Consider the following 19,069-nt stretch of genomic DNA (forward strand, 5'->3'; position numbering starts at 1 on the left):
AATCGGATGCACTCGCTTGAGTCAACCTTTCAAGCGATCATTGAGCACTTTTGAGCGAACAAACGCCAACAGCTCACGTTACCCGATAATTTTCACCAAAGTTCATACCTAGTAAAATTATTGAGTAGGAGACAGGAGTGTCGGGGCATACGCGCCCCGCAGCCCCTACTATTTGCGGGAGATCCGGTCGATCTCCTGTCGAACGAGGCGTTCGACTACGGTTGGCAGGTGTTGATCCAGCCAGCCCTTCAACATTGGCCGCAGCATTTCTGCCACTAGATCTTCAAGAGTCCGTGCATTTTTCGAAAGCACGGTGTTAGCAAGTCCATTGAAGGCACTTGAAACAACCTGATCTGTTGCACTGGATATCAAGGTTTCACCCTGCGTCTCACCAGCTGAACGCGCCGAACCTAAAAGACCATCCTGCAAAGAGGAACTCATCGCGGAAAAGGCAGAAGTGCTTTCTGCACCTAAACCCATACCAAACGCATCAGAGCTATCTTCTTCCAGAAACGCGATATCGCCGCTATCCTCTCTGTCCTCATCTGCAAGACCTTCAACAATCTTGAGTGAAGGGGATTTCTCATCCACTTTCTCTTCCTGAGTAAGCTCAAGAACATCAACGTCTTCAGGTTCTTCGATTTTAACAGGCTTTGGCGCAGGCTCAGGCATGCCTGGTGCGTCATCAAAGAGTTTATCAAGATCATCCTGCGAAAGTTCGCGACCAGCGTCTTCTTCACTCATTGCAGCATCTGCCATCTGCTCTGCACCACTTGTTTCATCATCCGAAATAATCTTGCGAATTGAACTCAGGATGTCCTCCATGGAAGGCTCGTTACCCTGTGAGACAGCTCCCATGTATGTGCTCCCTTTATTGTCACATCTAACTCGCCGGCATTCCGACTCAGTTCATTAATAAACACTTACTCAAATATAAGAGATAAGCCGACCCACCCGACAGGTTGTAGACCATATCAAATTTCATTTCCCACAAGGAAAACAATGCTATCACCGGTCTGTCAGGCGCAAAAAAGGGAGCTTCAACAGCTCCCTTTCAAATTCTTTAGCTTTGAACGCTGCTCTTAGCGACCATCCGGTGTCCGAAGACCGATCCATTTATCGCGAACCTGCCGGTAGTGCTCAGTTGGATCGTAACGCGCACCAACCAGACCAAGATGGCCATAATCGAGACGGCCAACAGAAGAAAGTACGGCATATGCTGCGACGACACGATCACGTTGTGCGGTCACAAGCGTCACACGCGCATCGACCAAATCGCTCTGCGTATCCAGAACATCAAGCGTGGTACGTTGACCAACACGTTGTTCTTCAATCACACCTTCCAAAGCCAAACGTGCTGCAGCAACCTGTGCCTCAGCAGCGGTTATGGAAGCGATAGACGCGTTCAGCTGACCCCAAGATGAAATTGCCTGCGCACGAATGCTATCGCGGGACACATCAACAAGGATCTCTGTACGCCCAAGGTCTTCTTTAGCCTGACGAACAACAGAATATTCGCTACCATTTTGGTAAATAGGAATAGTCACGCGGCCAAAAATGGATGCTGTTCTGGTTGGCGCTCCAGAAACACCCGGTAGATTGTTATCACTGTAAGAAAGCGTACCTTGCAGATCAGCAGATGGAAGCAACACACCCTCACTTGTTTTCACAGCAAACTGCGCTGCATCAACAAGGAACTGAGAGGACTGAATGGCAGGATGCTCTTCCTGACCAATAGAAATCGCAGTAGAAACCGTTTTTGGCAAAAGGCTGGAAATGTTTGTACGTGCACTCAAGCTCCTCGGATCAATACCGATCACCTGACGAAAAATTGCGCGGCTCGTATTCAAGTTCGCCAGCGCAGTATTCAAGGAAGACTGCGCACGAGCACGACCTGATTCAGCCTGCGAAACGTCTGTCCGAGTGCCCTCACCCACATTAAAGCGGTCTTTGGATGCCCGAACCTGTTCTTCCTGAAACTTCAAATCACTTCGGCGCAAAGAAACCAACGCCGTATCACGGATCACATCCATATAAGCAGTTGAGGCCTGAAACAGCGCAGTTTGTTCGGCAGTTCTCAAATCTTCACGTTGCGCCCGAACAATAGCTTCGGCCTGACGCGTGGAATTGATTGTTCTGAAACCACGGAACAAAGGCTGAGTAGCCTGAATGGATGCTGTATATTCCCTACGATTCTGATTGCTACCATTAACATCTTGCCACTGGTAACCGTACTGACCACTTCCAATAATCGATGGACGCCAACCTGCCAAGGCCTGCGGAACACCTTCATCCGTTGCACGAAGCTGTGCACGCGATGCGTTCAAGGTCGGGTTATTCTGATAGGTCGCTGCCAGCGCCTCTTTCATAGAAAGAGCACTTGCGCCCTGTGCATTTGCAAGCAAACTGATAACAGCAACTGCACTCGCTAAAGTTTTCCGAGAAACCACTTTTTATGCCTCAAACAAGGGTCAATCTAACAAACCGCAAACCCAACACTTGCGTCGAACGTATACCTTTAATCGACGTTTACTGAAACAAACAATTAAGCCGTTTCCGCAAAAAAAATATTCTGCGGCGAACCAGCAACATCCTATTAGAACATTAACTTAGTCACATCACAGAGTATCATTCCTCGAAGGCACACTAATTGAACCATTAAGATTTTACTACTGTTTTTTCACCCAATGATTGAACGGTGGGTATATCCACAACATCACTGAAAAACTGCGTAACCCTCACAAACTCAAACTTGCCTACGCTGAATATTGCTGGATTTAAACTGAGTCGAAACTAGAAACTGTAATCCACATCACTTTTGCGAGATCTAGATTTTTTACTCACACAGTTTTGTTTGAAGAAAAAGGCGAAGGTTTCCCTCCGCCTAATACGCAACCAATTATTCGCTAACCTTAGAATTCAAAAACTTCGGGCTTTTCAAAACCAGGCAGTGCACTCGCATGCGCATTAAACGCAAAGCGTGAACTCACATGGCCACCTGTTTTGGTATAAAGTTTTGCAACACCAGCATTACCAGCGCCCTCCACAACCACAAGTCGGCCCTCTTCTTTCAGCTGATCACACAATGTTATCGGCAGCTCTTCCACAGAGCCATTGACGAGGATAACATCATAAGGAGCGTCAGCCGCATACCCTTTTGTCAGGTCGCCATCAATCACAGCAGCGTTTTCAATGCCCAGTTGCTCGAGAATTGCAGAAGCAGCCTCTGAAAGCGCCACATCCACTTCAAGACCAACAACAGCTTCAGCAAGATGCGAAGCAACCGCAACGCCATATCCAGACGCTGCACCAACAACCAGCACAACATCCTTACTGGTAATGGCAGCGAGTTGAACAAGACGACCAAAGATGTGCGGCTTGAGCATTTTGCGCTCGCTTTTTTCATCTACTGAAACGTCTTCATCAATGTATGCCAATTCCTGCAAATTCTCAGGAACAAATTTTTCGCGAGGCACAATCCCCATGGCATCGATAATGCGCAGGTCCGTAATATCATTGGTCCGCAGCTGATTATCGACCATCAATGTTCTTAGTTCCGCGAAGTCGACCATTATGCCCTCACCTTCTCGCAGGATTCTTTGGCTGAGAAATATCGCCGTCCTCCGATAAACACAAGCGGCCACATCCGTAAAATTAAACAGTACCCTCTGTTGTTTTGCCAAAATTGAACTCTGGAGAGAAAATGAGACCTATTTTTGTAAGTATCTGTGTGTAAGAAGCCAGCTTCCCTCTTACCGGCGATCAGGTAAACCCCATAGAATTCTGCGTTTTACACAGGAGTGAGCTCAGAAATAAAATTGCCAGCTTGACTAACAGCCCCAAATATCAGAAAAGCCGTTCAACCACAGCGAGATGGCCTCTTGGCGGAGTGGTGACGCAGCGGATTGCAAATCCGTCCACGCCGGTTCGATTCCGGCAGAGGCCTCCACTTCCCTTTTTCCCCATTGAAATCGTTGAAGAAATCCACGATAATTGACCCACTTATTAGCATGCATAATTAGGTGGGTCAAAATGTGTTCCCCATTTATTCTTTCCACTGCTATCTTGATTCATGAATAACGGGCCAATTTTTCTTCCATATTTCCCGGCAAATAGTCTCTGCCCCACTTTCATAAAGTCCTCCTGCGAAATTTATGCCGGAGAATTATCGGGCCTTCTGGGCGCGACTGTACTGAGAAACAAAGTTTGCAATGTCATTGACTGGCGGCTGGCAAACCAAGCGGTCAATCAATGCAAGTATCTGTGTTTTCAAATGTCTGATTTTGTGGGGAGGCATAGGTTCTCACGACACTTCATTACAATGGGGTGTATGGCAGTGGAGCTGCCTACGACTGAAGTGACTGAATGCGCAGTTGATGCAACTGATATAGTTGATCAGCTGCCGCTCTCTCCGAGCGCTAATCACAAATATAATTACACGATATCAACGTAATCGCTGTTTCAATAACACCTCGACTTTACGAATTGTCAAAATTCCAAGGCAGAAGGTCTTTAAGCTTGTTTTGTTGTGACCTTGGGCGATTTTGGTCAGAGTATCATCCCATATAGGCGTGCGGATTTATACCGTACAGTTTGCACATCTCGATGACCGATGCGAGTATGGCCCAGTTCTGAGCACCAGCAACGTGGACTGCAAAGAGTGAATTTTCCCGATTTAATGCAGTTTGCCATTAATCTGGATCACTCAAACTGTTTTCTCTTTTTGTTTATACGCGTATTCCTATTCGAAAATCGCGCCAATCTTTCGGGAATACGCCTTAAAGCACTTGTTGTGAACGGCTTCCTTGAGTTGCCGGGTCATCATCTGGACATCATCCTTGTTCAGCACAAGTTCCTGAGCCAATTCGCTCAAAGTCTTCTCGCCACGGATAGCAGCTAGCGCAACTTTCGCCTTAAAAGCAGGGCTATTATTACGCGAGGTCGTCTACTCATAGGAATCTCTTGTTCTTGATATAATGCCTAGTTCAATAGCTAAATTCACCTAGCACAACTGTAAAAATACATAAACTAACTCTCCATAAGTATATCTCTCAATATTAGATTATAATTTCCCAGAAATGTGAATTAATACTACATTAATGTTTCCATTGGTGCATGCTTAGTTACGAATGACAATTCTACTTAATATTTGTGAAAAATTACAAGTCATTATCCAGCAATATAGCATCAGTGGTTTAGTTAAGTACTTGAGTGATACATGTTGGAGCAGTAATGGCACAAATTGTGTATAATGCATGGCATGCTTGGTTTAAAGGGTGCGGTAAGAACGTCGCAACTCTTGATCTACTATCCGATTTTTCAGTAATATTTTTGGGGCTTTGGCTGGTTCCAACCATAGCAGATGTTGTCGCTTTGGTTGGAACAGACTACACAACTCTACATTCTAGTCTATGCGCACCAGATGCGCTGCCCAAAAAGATCTCGCTGGACAGTGAGTTTCGCCAATTTTTGCCATCAACTGCTATTTATAAGGACGTTCCGATTGAGATATCGGACAGTCCTCTGGATATCCAGATAATTGGTGCACCTGCCACCACGGGGTTATCTTCTTTTGCCGCTAACATTACCTTAGCGCGAAGCGTAACCGGGTTTAGTGTGGATGACATTACTGACACCAATGGCACGGTCCCTTCCTTAACCGGGCGCCGTGTTTCTTATCGCGCACCGATTTCTCCGAATGGCTTAGGAGATGTGGCACTCAGCATACCGCCTAATGGGGCGAGCGGCACGGATGCCATACATGCTGCTAAAGACGAAGATATTGCTACCCATGACAATGCAGAGACTGGACCTGACTATTTTTATACCCAAGGTACCAGACAAGGTATAGCAACGACCGCGACCGAATTCGGATATGCGCTGGATCGAGTGCCACTTTATGGCTCTACCACTTCAGGGTTCATAGGGCAGACATCTGTCACGTATTTTACTGCTCCCGCACCACAAAACAGCACAGATCCGTTCATTGAGACCCTCACTTTTGCGGAGGCTGTTAAATGAAGGCTCTGTTCAAAAAATATATAATTAATTGGTTTTTGCTAGTTTCCCTTGTTTTGTTCGCGGCTTCCGCTCCAGCTTCCGCTCAGCAGGTAGAAATTATTAGAAATGGTGATTTTTCCAATGGCTCCACAAACTGGGATTTAGTAAATGTTGCAGGTACTATAGGTCCTAGACTGGTCAACGGGCGTATACAATTTAATGGTGCCAATGAAGCAGTTTTTGGTGACTACATAGAACAAACATTCCAGAATACTATTGTTTCCGGTATTGAGATAAGTATTTCTTTGTTGCTTAGTGAAAGCGGAGGAGCAGCAGCGACACAGGAATTTACGATCGAAATTCGTTCACCAACTGACACAATAGTTGATACTAGGGTTTTCACAGTTCTAGATGGAGGATCTGGAGTAGAAAATTATGATGTTACATTAGCAGGTGATGCAGATTCAATTCGTATCATTAATTCAGACGCAACGAACTCGGGCGCTGGCAGTGACGGATATGTTGATGATGTTTCCATTACTATTGATGCGCCGAGCGCCACCTTGTCGGGTCTACCGGCCGCAGTGAACACCGATCCATTCACCGTGATCGTCACCTTTTCAGAAGATGTGACCGGCTTTGACGATCTGACCACGGATCTGACCGTCGCCAATGGCGACCTCACCAGTATTTCCGGTGGTCCGGCCGCCTATACGGCGGAAATCACCCCGGACGGTGGCGGCGATGTGTCTCTTACTGTACCCGCAGATGCGGCCTTGGACGGGTCTGGCAATGGCAATACTGCCTCTGCCACCAGCACTGTGCTGTTTGATGCTGTTGCGCCGAGCGCCACCTTGTCGGGTGTTCCGGCCAATGTGAACAGCACCAATCCATTCACCGGGACCGTCACCTTCTCAGAAAATGTGACCGGCTTTGACGATCTGGCAACGGATCTGACCGTCGCAAATGGCACCCTCACCAATATTACCGGTGGTCCGGCCGCCTATACGGTGGAAATCACCCCCGATGGCAGCGGCGATCTGTCTCTTACCGTGCCCGCAGATGCGGGACAGGACGTGGCTGGCAATGGCAATACGGCCTCTGCCACGAGTACGGTGTTGTTTGATGATGGATCCGCAGCCTCAATCACGGTCTCCTCTGGGGGCACTCAAGAGACAGAGATCTCGTCAGCCTTTACAGATCCACTTGTTGTCACCGTCCAATCCAGTAGCGGTAATCCGGTTGCAAGTGTTATTGTCACCTTCACGGCGCCCTCATCCGGGGCAAGTCTGAACCCTGCCGTTCTAACAGCAACCACTGACGCCTCTGGTGAGGCCAGTTTAGACGTCACAGCAAACAGCACAGTCGGCGCTTACACAGTGGTAGCCAGTGTTGGCGGTGTTGCAACAACAGCTGATTTCCCTCTGACAAATAGCGTCGGGGCCGCAGCCTCAATCACGGCCGACTCTGGGTCTCCTCAAGACGCAGTGATCTCAACCGCCTTTACAAATCCACTTGTTGTCACCGTCCGAGACAGCGGCAACAATCCGGTTCCAAATGAGACAGTCACCTTCACGGCGCCCTCAACCAATGCAAGTCTGGACCCTGACGTTCAAACAGAAACCACCGACGCTGCCGGTCAGATCAGTTTGAGCGTCACAGCAAACAGCACAGTCGGCGCTTACACAGTGGTAGCCAGTGTTGGCGGTGTTGCAACAACAGCTGATTTCCCTCTGACAAATAGCGTCGGGGCCGCAGCCTCAATCACGGCCGACTCTGGGTCTCCTCAAGACGCAGTGATCTCAACCGCCTTTTCAAATCCACTTGTTGTCACCGTCCGAGACAGCGGCAACAATCCGGTTCCAAATGAGACAGTCACCTTCACGGCGCCCTCAACCAATGCAAGTCTGGACCCTGACGTTCAAACAGAAACCACCGACGCTGCCGGTCAGATCAGTTTGAGCGTCACAGCAAACAGCACAGTCGGCGCTTACACAGTGGTAGCCAGTGTTGGCGGTGTTGCAACAACAGCTGATTTCCCTCTGACAAATAGCGTCGGGGCCGCAGCCTCAATCACGGCCGACTCTGGGTCGCCTCAAGACGCAGTGATCTCAACCGCCTTTACAAATCCACTTGTTGTCACCGTCCGAGACAGCGGCAACAATCCGGTTCCAAATGAGACAGTCACCTTCACGGCGCCCTCAACCAATGCAAGTCTGGACCCTGACGTTCAAACAGAAACCACCGACGCTGCCGGTCAGATCAGTTTGAGCGTCACAGCAAACAGCACAGTCGGCGCTTACACAGTGGTAGCCAGTATTGGCGGTGTTGCAACAACAGCTGATTTCCCTCTGACAAATAGCGTCGGGGCCGCAGCCTCAATCACGGCCGACTCTGGGTCTCCTCAAGACGCAGTGATCTCAACCGCCTTTACAAATCCACTTGTTGTCACCGTCCGAGACAGCGGCAACAATCCGGTTCCAAATGAGACAGTCACCTTCACGGCGCCCTCAACCAATGCAAGTCTGGACCCTGACGTTCAAACAGAAACCACCGACGCTGCCGGTCAGATCAGTTTGAGCGTCACAGCAAACAGCACAGTCGGCGCTTACACAGTGGTAGCCAGTGTTGGCGGTGTTGCAACAACAGCTGATTTCCCTCTGACAAATAGCGTCGGGGCCGCAGCCTCAATCACGGCCGACTCTGGGTCTCCTCAAGACGCAGTGATCTCAACCGCCTTTACAAATCCACTTGTTGTCACCGTCCGAGACAGCGGCAACAATCCGGTTCCAAATGAGACAGTCACCTTCACGGCGCCCTCAACCAATGCAAGTCTGGACCCTGACGTTCAAACAGAAACCACAGACGCTGCCGGTCAGATCAGTTTGAGCGTCACAGCAAACAGCACAGTCGGCGCTTACACAGTGGTAGCCAGTGTTGGCGGTGTTGCAACAACAGCTGATTTCCCTCTGACAAATAGCGTCGGGGCCGCAGCCTCAATCACGGCCGACTCTGGGTCGCCTCAAGACGCAGTGATCTCAACCGCCTTTTCAAATCCACTTGTTGTCACCGTCCTGGACAGCGGCAACAATCCGGTTCCAAATGAGACAGTCACCTTCACGGCGCCCTCAACCAATGCAAGTCTGGACCCTGACGTTCAAACAGAAACCACCGACGCTGCCGGTCAGATCAGTTTGAGCGTCACAGCAAACAGCACAGTCGGCGCTTACACAGTGGTAGCCAGTGTTGGCGGTGTTGCAACAACAGCTGATTTCCCTCTGACAAATAGCGTCGGGGCCGCAGCCTCAATCACGGCCGACTCTGGGTCTCCTCAAGACGCAGTGATCTCAACCGCCTTTGCAAATCCACTTGTTGTCACCGTCCGAGACAGCGGCAACAATCCGGTTCCAAATGAGACAGTCACCTTCACGGCGCCCTCAACCAATGCAAGTCTGGACCCTGACGTTCAAACAGAAACCACAGACGCTGCCGGTCAGATCAGTTTGAGCGTCACAGCAAACAGCACAGTCGGCGCTTACACAGTGGTAGCCAGTGTTGGCGGTGTTGCAACAACAGCTGATTTCCCTCTGACAAATAGCGTCGGGGCCGCAGCCTCAATCACGGCCGACTCTGGGTCTCCTCAAGACGCAGTGATCTCAACCGCCTTTTCAAATCCACTTGTTGTCACCGTCCGAGACAGCGGCAACAATCCGGTTCCAAATGAGACAGTCACCTTCACGGCGCCCTCAACCAATGCAAGTCTGGACCCTGACGTTCAAACAGAAACCACCGACGCTGCCGGTCAGATCAGTTTGAGCGTCACAGCAAACAGCACAGTCGGCGCTTACACAGTGGTAGCCAGTGTTGGCGGTGTTGCAACAACAGCTGATTTCCCTCTGACAAATAGCGTCGGGGCCGCAGCCTCAATCACGGCCGACTCTGGGTCTCCTCAAGATGCAGTGATCTCAACCGCCTTTGCAAATCCACTTGTTGTCACCGTCCGAGACAGCGGCAACAATCCGGTTCCAAATGAGACAGTCACCTTCACGGCGCCCTCATCCGGGGCAAGTCTGAACCCTGCCGTTCTAACAGCAACCACTGACGCCTCTGGTGAGGCCAGTTTAGACGTCACAGCAAACAGCACAGTCGGCGCTTACACAGTGGTAGCCAGTGTTGGCGGTGTTGCAACAACAGCTGATTTCCCTCTGACAAATAGCGTCGGGGCCGCAGCCTCAATCACGGCCGACTCTGGGTCTCCTCAAGACGCAGTGATCTCAACCGCCTTTGCAAATCCACTTGTTGTCACCGTCCGAGACAGCGGCAACAATCCGGTTCCAAATGAGACAGTCACCTTCACGGCGCCCTCAACCAATGCAAGTCTGGACCCTGACGTTCAAACAGAAACCACCGACGCTGCCGGTCAGATCAGTTTGAGCGTCACAGCAAACAGCACAGTCGGCGCTTACACAGTGGTAGCCAGTGTTGGCGGTGTTGCAACAACAGCTGATTTCCCTCTGACAAATAGCGTCGGGGCCGCAGCCTCAATCACGGCCGACTCTGGGTCTCCTCAAGATGCAGTGATCTCAACCGCCTTTGCAAATCCACTTGTTGTCACCGTCCGAGACAGCGGCAACAATCCGGTTCCAAATGAGACAGTCACCTTCACGGCGCCCTCATCCGGGGCAAGTCTGAACCCTGCCGTTCTAACAGCAACCACTGACGCCTCTGGTGAGGCCAGTTTAGACGTCACAGCAAACAGCACAGTCGGCGCTTACACAGTGGTAGCCAGTGTTGGCGGTGTTGCAACAACAGCTGATTTCCCTCTGACAAATAGCGTCGGGGCCGCAGCCTCAATCACGGCCGACTCTGGGTCTCCTCAAGACGCAGTGATCTCAACCGCCTTTACAAATCCACTTGTTGTCACCGTCCTGGACAGCGGCACCAATCCGGTTCCAAATGTGGTTGTCACCTTCACGGCGCCCTCAAACGGGGCAAGTCTGAGCTCTGACGTTCAAACAGAAACCACCGACGCTGCCGGTCAGATCAGTTTCATCGTCACAGCAAACAGCACAGTCGGCGCTTACACAGTGGAAGCCAGTGTTGTCGGTGGTGCAACAACAGCTGATTTCTCTCTGACAAATACCGTCGGGGCCGCAGCCACAATCTCTGCCGACTCTGGGTCTCCTCAAGACGCAGTGATCTCAACCGCCTTTGCAAATCCACTTGTTGTCACCGTCCTGGACAGCGGCACAAATCCGGTTCCAAATGTGGTTGTCACCTTCACGGCGCCCTCAAACGGGGCAAGTCTGAGCTCTGACGTTCAAACAGAAACCACCGACGCTGCCGGTCAGATCAGTTTCATCGTCACAGCAAACAGCACAGTCGGCGCTTACACAGTGGAAGCCAGTGTTGTCGGTGGTGCAACAACAGCTGATTTCTCTCTGACAAATACCGTCGGGGCCGCAGCCACAATCTCTGCCGACTCTGGGTCTCCTCAAGACGCAGTGATCTCAACCGCCTTTGCAAATCCACTTGTTGTCACCGTCCTGGACAGCGGCACAAATCCGGTTCCAAATGTGGTTGTCACCTTCACGGCGCCCTCAAACGGGGCAAGTCTGAGCTCTGACGTTCAAACAGAAACCACCGACGCTGCCGGTCAGATCAGTTTCATCGTCACAGCAAACAGCACAGTCGGCGCTTACACAGTGGAAGCCAGTGTTGTCGGTGGTGCAACAACAGCTGAGTTCTCTCTGACAAATACCGTCGGGGCCGCAGCCACAATCTCTGCCGACTCTGGGTCTCCTCAAGACGCAGTGATCTCAACCGCCTTTGCAAATCCACTTGTTGTCACCGTCCTGGACAGCGGCACAAATCCGGTTCCAAATGTGGTTGTCACCTTCACGGCGCCCTCAAACGGGGCAAGTCTGAGCTCTGACGTTCAAACAGAAACCACCGACGCTGCCGGTCAGATCAGTTTCATCGTCACAGCAAACAGCACAGTCGGCGCTTACACAGTGGAAGCCAGTGTTGTCGGTGGTGCAACAACAGCTGATTTCTCTCTGACAAATACCGTCGGGGCCGCAGCCACAATCTCTGCCGACTCTGGGTCTCCTCAAGACGCAGTGATCTCAACCGCCTTTTCAAATCCACTTGTTGTCACCGTCCGAGACAGCGGCAACAATCCGGTTCCAAATGAGACAGTCACCTTCACGGCGCCCTCAACCAATGCAAGTCTGGACCCTGACGTTCAAACAGAAACCACCGACGCTGCCGGTCAGATCAGTTTGAGCGTCACAGCAAACAGCACAGTCGGCGCTTACACAGTGGTAGCCAGTGTTGGCGGTGTTGCAACAACAGCTGATTTCCCTCTGACAAATAGCGTCGGGGCCGCAGCCTCAATCACGGCCGACTCTGGGTCTCCTCAAGATGCAGTGATCTCAACCGCCTTTGCAAATCCACTTGTTGTCACCGTCCGAGACAGCGGCAACAATCCGGTTCCAAATGAGACAGTCACCTTCACGGCGCCCTCATCCGGGGCAAGTCTGAACCCTGCCGTTCTAACAGCAACCACTGACGCCTCTGGTGAGGCCAGTTTAGACGTCACAGCAAACAGCACAGTCGGCGCTTACACAGTGGTAGCCAGTGTTGGCGGTGTTGCAACAACAGCTGATTTCCCTCTGACAAATAGCGTCGGGGCCGCAGCCTCAATCACGGCCGACTCTGGGTCTCCTCAAGACGCAGTGATCTCAACCGCCTTTTCAAATCCACTTGTTGTCACCGTCCGAGACAGCGGCAACAATCCGGTTCCAAATGAGACAGTCACCTTCACGGCGCCCTCAACCAATGCAAGTCTGGACCCTGACGTTCAAACAGAAACCACCGACGCTGCCGGTCAGATCAGTTTGAGCGTCACAGCAAACAGCACAGTCGGCGCTTACACAGTGGTAGCCAGTGTTGGCGGTGTTGCAACAACAGCTGATTTCCCTCTGACAAATAGCGTCGGGGCCGCAGCCTCAATCACGGCCGACTCTGGGTCTCCTCAAGATGCAGTGATCTCAACCGCCTTTGCAAATCCACTTGTTGTCACCGTCCGAGACAGCGGCAACAATCCGGTTCCAAATGAGACAGTCACCTTCACGGCGCCCTCATCCGGGGCAAGTCTGAACCCTGCCGTTCTAACAGCAACCACTGACGCCTCTGGTGAGGCCAGTTTAGACGTCACAGCAAACAGCACAGTCGGCGCTTACACAGTGGTAGCCAGTGTTGGCGGTGTTGCAACAACAGCTGATTTCCCTCTGACAAATAGCGTCGGGGCCGCAGCCTCAATCACGGCCGACTCTGGGTCTCCTCAAGACGCAGTGATCTCAACCGCCTTTACAAATCCACTTGTTGTCACCGTCCGAGACAGCGGCAACAATCCGGTTCCAAATGAGACAGTCACCTTCACGGCGCCCTCAACCAATGCAAGTCTGGACCCTGACGTTCAAACAGAAACCACCGACGCTGCCGGTCAGATCAGTTTGAGCGTCACAGCAAACAGCACAGTCGGCGCTTACACAGTGGTAGCCAGTGTTGGCGGTGTTGCAACAACAGCTGATTTCCCTCTGACAAATAGCGTCGGGGCCGCAGCCTCAATCACGGCCGACTCTGGGTCTCCTCAAGACGCAGTGATCTCAACCGCCTTTACAAATCCACTTGTTGTCACCGTCCGAGACAGCGGCAACAATCCGGTTCCAAATGAGACAGTCACCTTCACGGCGCCCTCAACCAATGCAAGTCTGGACCCTGACGTTCAAACAGAAACCACCGACGCTGCCGGTCAGATCAGTTTGAGCGTCACAGCAAACAGCACAGTCGGCGCTTACACAGTGGTAGCCAGTGTTGGCGGTGTTGCAACAACAGCTGATTTCCCTCTGACAAATAGCGTCGGGGCCGCAGCCTCAATCACGGCCGACTCTGGGTCTCCTCAAGACGCAGTGATCTCAACCGCCTTTTCAAATCCACTTGTTGTCACCGTCCGAGACAGCGGCAACAATCCGGTTCCAAATGAGACAGTCACCTTCACGGCGCCCTCAACCAATGCAAGTCTGGACCCTGACGTTCAAACAGAAACCACAGACGCTGCCGGTCAGATCAGTTTGAGCGTCACAGCAAACAGCACAGTCGGCGCTTACACAGTGGTAGCCAGTGTTGGCGGTGTTGCAACAACAGCTGATTTCCCTCTGACAAATAGCGTCGGGGCCGCAGCCTCAATCACGGCCGACTCTGGGTCGCCTCAAGACGCAGTGATCTCAACCGCCTTTTCAAATCCACTTGTTGTCACCGTCCGAGACAGCGGCAACAATCCGGTTCCAAATGAGACAGTCACCTTCACGGCGCCCTCAACCAATGCAAGTCTGGACCCTGACGTTCAAACAGAAACCACCGACGCTGCCGGTCAGATCAGTTTGAGCGTCACAGCAAACAGCACAGTCGGCGCTTACACAGTGGTAGCCAGTGTTGGCGGTGTTGCAACAACAGCTGATTTCCCTCTGACAAATAGCGTCGGGGCCGCAGCCTCAATCACGGCCGACTCTGGGTCTCCTCAAGACGCAGTGATCTCAACCGCCTTTACAAATCCACTTGTTGTCACCGTCCGAGACAGCGGCAACAATCCGGTTCCAAATGAGACAGTCACCTTCACGGCGCCCTCAACCAATGCAAGTCTGGACCCTGACGTTCAAACAGAAACCACCGACGCTGCCGGTCAGATCAGTTTGAGCGTCACAGCAAACAGCACAGTCGGCGCTTACACAGTGGTAGCCAGTGTTGGCGGTGTTGCAACAACAGCTGATTTCCCTCTGACAAATAGCGTCGGGGCCGCAGCCTCAATCACGGCCGACTCTGGGTCTCCTCAAGACGCAGTGATCTCAACCGCCTTTACAAATCCACTTGTTGTCACCGTCCGAGACAGCGGCAACAATCCGGTTCCAAATGAGACAGTCACCTTCACGGCGCCCTCAACCAATGCAAGTCTGGACCCTGACGTTCAAACAGAAACCACCGACGCTGCCGGTCAGATCAGTTTGAGCGTCACAGCAAACAGCACAGTCGGCGCTTACACAGTGGTAGCCAGTGTTGGCGGTGTTGCAACAACAGCTGATTTCCCTCTGACAAATAGCGTCGGGGCCGCAGCCTCAATCACGGCCGACTCTGGGTCTCCTCAAGACGCAGTGATCTCAACCGCCTTTACAAATCCACTTGTTGTCACCGTCCGAGACAGCGGCAACAATCCGGTTCCAAATGAGACAGTCACCTTCACGGCGCCCTCAACCAATGCAAGTCTGGACCCTGACGTTCAAACAGAAACCACCGACGCTGCCGGTCAGATCAGTTTGAGCGTCACAGCAAACAGCACAGTCGGCGCTTACACAGTGGTAGCCAGTGTTGGCGGTGTTGCAACAACAGCTGATTTCCCTCTGACAAATAGCGTCGGGGCCGCAGCCTCAATCACGGCCGACTCTGGGTCGCCTCAAGACGCAGTGATCTCAACCGCCTTTTCAAATCCACTTGTTGTCACCGTCCTGGACAGCGGCAACAATCCGGTTCCAAATGAGACAGTCACCTTCACGGCGCCCTCAACCAATGCAAGTCTGGACCCTGACGTTCAAACAGAAACCACCGACGCTGCCGGTCAGATCAGTTTGAGCGTCACAGCAAACAGCACAGTCGGCGCTTACACAGTGGTAGCCAGTGTTGGCGGTGTTGCAACAACAGCTGATTTCCCTCTGACAAATAGCGTCGGGGCCGCAGCCTCAATCACGGCCGACTCTGGGTCGCCTCAAGACGCAGTGATCTCAACCGCCTTTACAAATCCACTTGTTGTCACCGTCCGAGACAGCGGCAACAATCCGGTTCCAAATGAGACAGTCACCTTCACGGCGCCCTCAACCAATGCAAGTCTGGACCCTGACGTTCAAACAGAAACCACAGACGCTGCCGGTCAGATCAGTTTGAGCGTCACAGCAAACAGCACAGTCGGCGCTTACACAGTGGTAGCCAGTGTTGGCGGTGTTGCAACAACAGCTGATTTCCCTCTGACAAATAGCGTCGGGGCCGCAGCCTCAATCACGGCCGACTCTGGGTCTCCTCAAGACGCAGTGATCTCAACCGCCTTTGCAAATCCACTTGTTGTCACCGTCCTGGACAGCGGCAACAATCCGGTTCCAAATGAGACAGTCACCTTCACGGCGCCCTCAACCAATGCAAGTCTGGACCCTGACGTTCAAACAGCAACCACAGACGCTGCCGGTCAGATCAGTTTGAGCGTCACAGCAAACAGCACAGTCGGCGCTTACACAGTGGTAGCCAGTGTTGGCGGTGTTGCAACAACAGCTGATTTCCCTCTGACAAATAGCGTCGGGGCCGCAGCCTCAATCACGGCCGACTCTGGGTCTCCTCAAGACGCAGTGATCTCAACCGCCTTTACAAATCCACTTGTTGTCACCGTCCGAGACAGCGGCAACAATCCGGTTCCAAATGAGACAGTCACCTTCACGGCGCCCTCAACCAATGCAAGTCTGGACCCTGACGTTCAAACAGAAACCACCGACGCTGCCGGTCAGATCAGTTTGAGCGTCACAGCAAACAGCACAGTCGGCGCTTACACAGTGGTAGCCAGTGTTGGCGGTGTTGCAACAACAGCTGATTTCCCTCTGACAAATAGCGTCGGGGCCGCAGCCTCAATCACGGCCGACTCTGGGTCTCCTCAAGACGCAGTGATCTCAACCGCCTTTTCAAATCCACTTGTTGTCACCGTCCGAGACAGCGGCAACAATCCGGTTCCAAATGAGACAGTCACCTTCACGGCGCCCTCAACCAATGCAAGTCTGGACCCTGACGTTCAAACAGAAACCACCGACGCTGCCGGTCAGATCAGTTTGAGCGTCACAGCAAACAGCACAGTCGGCGCTTACACAGTGGTAGCCAGTGTTGGCGGTGTTGCAACAACAGCTGATTTCCCTCTGACAAATAGCGTCGGGGCCGCAGCCTCAATCACGGCCGACTCTGGGTCGCCTCAAGACGCAGTGATCTCAACCGCCTTTACAAATCCACTTGTTGTCACCGTCCGAGACAGCGGCAACAATCCGGTTCCAAATGAGACAGTCACCTTCACGGCGCCCTCAACCAATGCAAGTCTGGACCCTGACGTTCAAACAGAAACCACCGACGCTGCCGGTCAGATCAGTTTGAGCGTCACAGCAAACAGCACAGTCGGCGCTTACACAGTGGTAGCCAGTATTGGCGGTGTTGCAACAACAGCTGATTTCCCTCTGACAAATAGCGTCGGGGCCGCAGCCTCAATCACGGCCGACTCTGGGTCTCCTCAAGACGCAGTGATCTCAACCGCCTTTACAAATCCACTTGTTGTCACCGTCCGAGACAGCGGCAACAATCCGGTTCCAAATGAGACAGTCACCTTCACGGCGCCCTCAACCAATGCAAGTCTGGACCCTGACGTTCAAACAGAAACCACCGACGCTGCCGGTCAGATCAGTTTGAGCGTCACAGCAAACAGCACAGTCGGCGCTTACACAGTGGTAGCCAGTGTTGGCGGTGTTGCAACAACAGCTGATTTCCCTCTGACAAATAGCGTCGGGGCCGCAGCCTCAATCACGGCCGACTCTGGGTCTCCTCAAGACGCAGTGATCTCAACCGCCTTTACAAATCCACTTGTTGTCACCGTCCGAGACAGCGGCAACAATCCGGTTCCAAATGAGACAGTCACCTTCACGGCGCCCTCAACCAATGCAAGTCTGGACCCTGACGTTCAAACAGAAACCACAGACGCTGCCGGTCAGATCAGTTTGAGCGTCACAGCAAACAGCACAGTCGGCGCTTACACAGTGGTAGCCAGTGTTGGCGGTGTTGCAACAACAGCTGATTTCCCTCTGACAAATAGCGTCGGGGCCGCAGCCTCAATCACGGCCGACTCTGGGTCGCCTCAAGACGCAGTGATCTCAACCGCCTTTTCAAATCCACTTGTTGTCACCGTCCTGGACAGCGGCAACAATCCGGTTCCAAATGAGACAGTCACCTTCACGGCGCCCTCAACCAATGCAAGTCTGGACCCTGACGTTCAAACAGAAACCACCGACGCTGCCGGTCAGATCAGTTTGAGCGTCACAGCAAACAGCACAGTCGGCGCTTACACAGTGGTAGCCAGTGTTGGCGGTGTTGCAACAACAGCTGATTTCCCTCTGACAAATAGCGTCGGGGCCGCAGCCTCAATCACGGCCGACTCTGGGTCTCCTCAAGACGCAGTGATCTCAACCGCCTTTGCAAATCCACTTGTTGTCACCGTCCGAGACAGCGGCAACAATCCGGTTCCAAATGAGACAGTCACCTTCACGGCGCCCTCAACCAATGCAAGTCTGGACCCTGACGTTCAAACAGAAACCACAGACGCTGCCGGTCAGATCAGTTTGAGCGTCACAGCAAACAGCACAGTCGGCGCTTACACAGTGGTAGCCAGTGTTGGCGGTGTTGCAACAACAGCTGATTTCCCTCTGACAAATAGCGTCGGGGCCGCAGCCTCAATCACGGCCGACTCTGGGTCTCCTCAAGACGCAGTGATCTCAACCGCCTTTTCAAATCCACTTGTTGTCACCGTCCGAGACAGCGGCAACAATCCGGTTCCAAATGAGACAGTCACCTTCACGGCGCCCTCAACCAATGCAAGTCTGGACCCTGACGTTCAAACAGAAACCACCGACGCTGCCGGTCAGATCAGTTTGAGCGTCACAGCAAACAGCACAGTCGGCGCTTACACAGTGGTAGCCAGTGTTGGCGGTGTTGCAACAACAGCTGATTTCCCTCTGACAAATAGCGTCGGGGCCGCAGCCTCAATCACGGCCGACTCTGGGTCTCCTCAAGATGCAGTGATCTCAACCGCCTTTGCAAATCCACTTGTTGTCACCGTCCGAGACAGCGGCAACAATCCGGTTCCAAATGAGACAGTCACCTTCACGGCGCCCTCATCCGGGCAAGTCTGAACCCTGCGTTCTAACAGCAACCACTGACGCTCTGG

Annotated in this window: 6 protein-coding genes and 1 tRNA gene; 3 read left to right on the forward strand and 4 right to left on the reverse strand. The window is 52.3% G+C overall.

Annotated elements, in window-relative coordinates:
• Window positions 1-168 precede the first annotated feature (168 nt).
• From BLS62_RS13375 to BLS62_RS13385, 3 genes are all read right to left on the reverse strand, one after another.
• On the reverse strand, window positions 169-858 hold the full coding sequence (locus BLS62_RS13375) for a PopZ family protein (protein WP_093181540.1): 690 nt from the start codon (window positions 856-858) through the stop codon (window positions 169-171).
• Between the two features lie 224 nt (window positions 859-1,082).
• Window positions 1,083-2,450 carry a TolC family outer membrane protein gene (locus BLS62_RS13380; protein WP_093181543.1) on the reverse strand — a complete coding sequence of 456 codons (1,368 nt, stop codon included), beginning with the start codon at window positions 2,448-2,450 and terminating at the stop codon, window positions 1,083-1,085.
• 462 nt (window positions 2,451-2,912) lie between these two features.
• Complete coding sequence (locus BLS62_RS13385; protein WP_208991167.1) at window positions 2,913-3,575, reverse strand: protein-L-isoaspartate O-methyltransferase family protein; 663 nt, start codon at window positions 3,573-3,575, stop codon at window positions 2,913-2,915.
• A gap of 300 nt (window positions 3,576-3,875) precedes the next feature.
• On the opposite strand from BLS62_RS13385, the gene BLS62_RS13390 reads away from it, so the two are divergent.
• Window positions 3,876-3,949 (forward strand) — tRNA-Cys (locus tag BLS62_RS13390).
• Between the two features lie 792 nt (window positions 3,950-4,741).
• Here BLS62_RS13390 and BLS62_RS32575 read toward each other — a convergent pair.
• The gene (locus BLS62_RS32575) at window positions 4,742-4,873 is read right to left on the reverse strand and encodes a hypothetical protein (protein ID WP_280141820.1); all 132 of its coding nucleotides are present in this window, start codon (window positions 4,871-4,873) and stop codon (window positions 4,742-4,744) included.
• A gap of 359 nt (window positions 4,874-5,232) precedes the next feature.
• Here BLS62_RS32575 and BLS62_RS13400 point away from each other — a divergent pair, with 359 nt between their 5' ends.
• Both BLS62_RS13400 and BLS62_RS13405 read left to right on the forward strand, forming a co-directional pair.
• Window positions 5,233-6,021 (forward strand): hypothetical protein, encoded by a 789-nt coding sequence (locus BLS62_RS13400; protein WP_093181548.1) that lies wholly within the window; start codon window positions 5,233-5,235, stop codon window positions 6,019-6,021.
• Window positions 6,018-19,034, forward strand: coding sequence for an Ig-like domain-containing protein (locus BLS62_RS13405; protein WP_093181550.1), 13,017 nt, complete (start codon window positions 6,018-6,020; stop codon window positions 19,032-19,034). The genes BLS62_RS13400 and BLS62_RS13405 overlap by 4 nt, the downstream gene beginning before the upstream one ends.
• Window positions 19,035-19,069 lie beyond the last annotated feature (35 nt).

It is taken from the genome of Pseudovibrio sp. Tun.PSC04-5.I4 (assembly GCF_900104145.1).
In the GTDB taxonomy this organism is placed as follows: Bacteria; Pseudomonadota; Alphaproteobacteria; order Rhizobiales; family Stappiaceae; genus Pseudovibrio.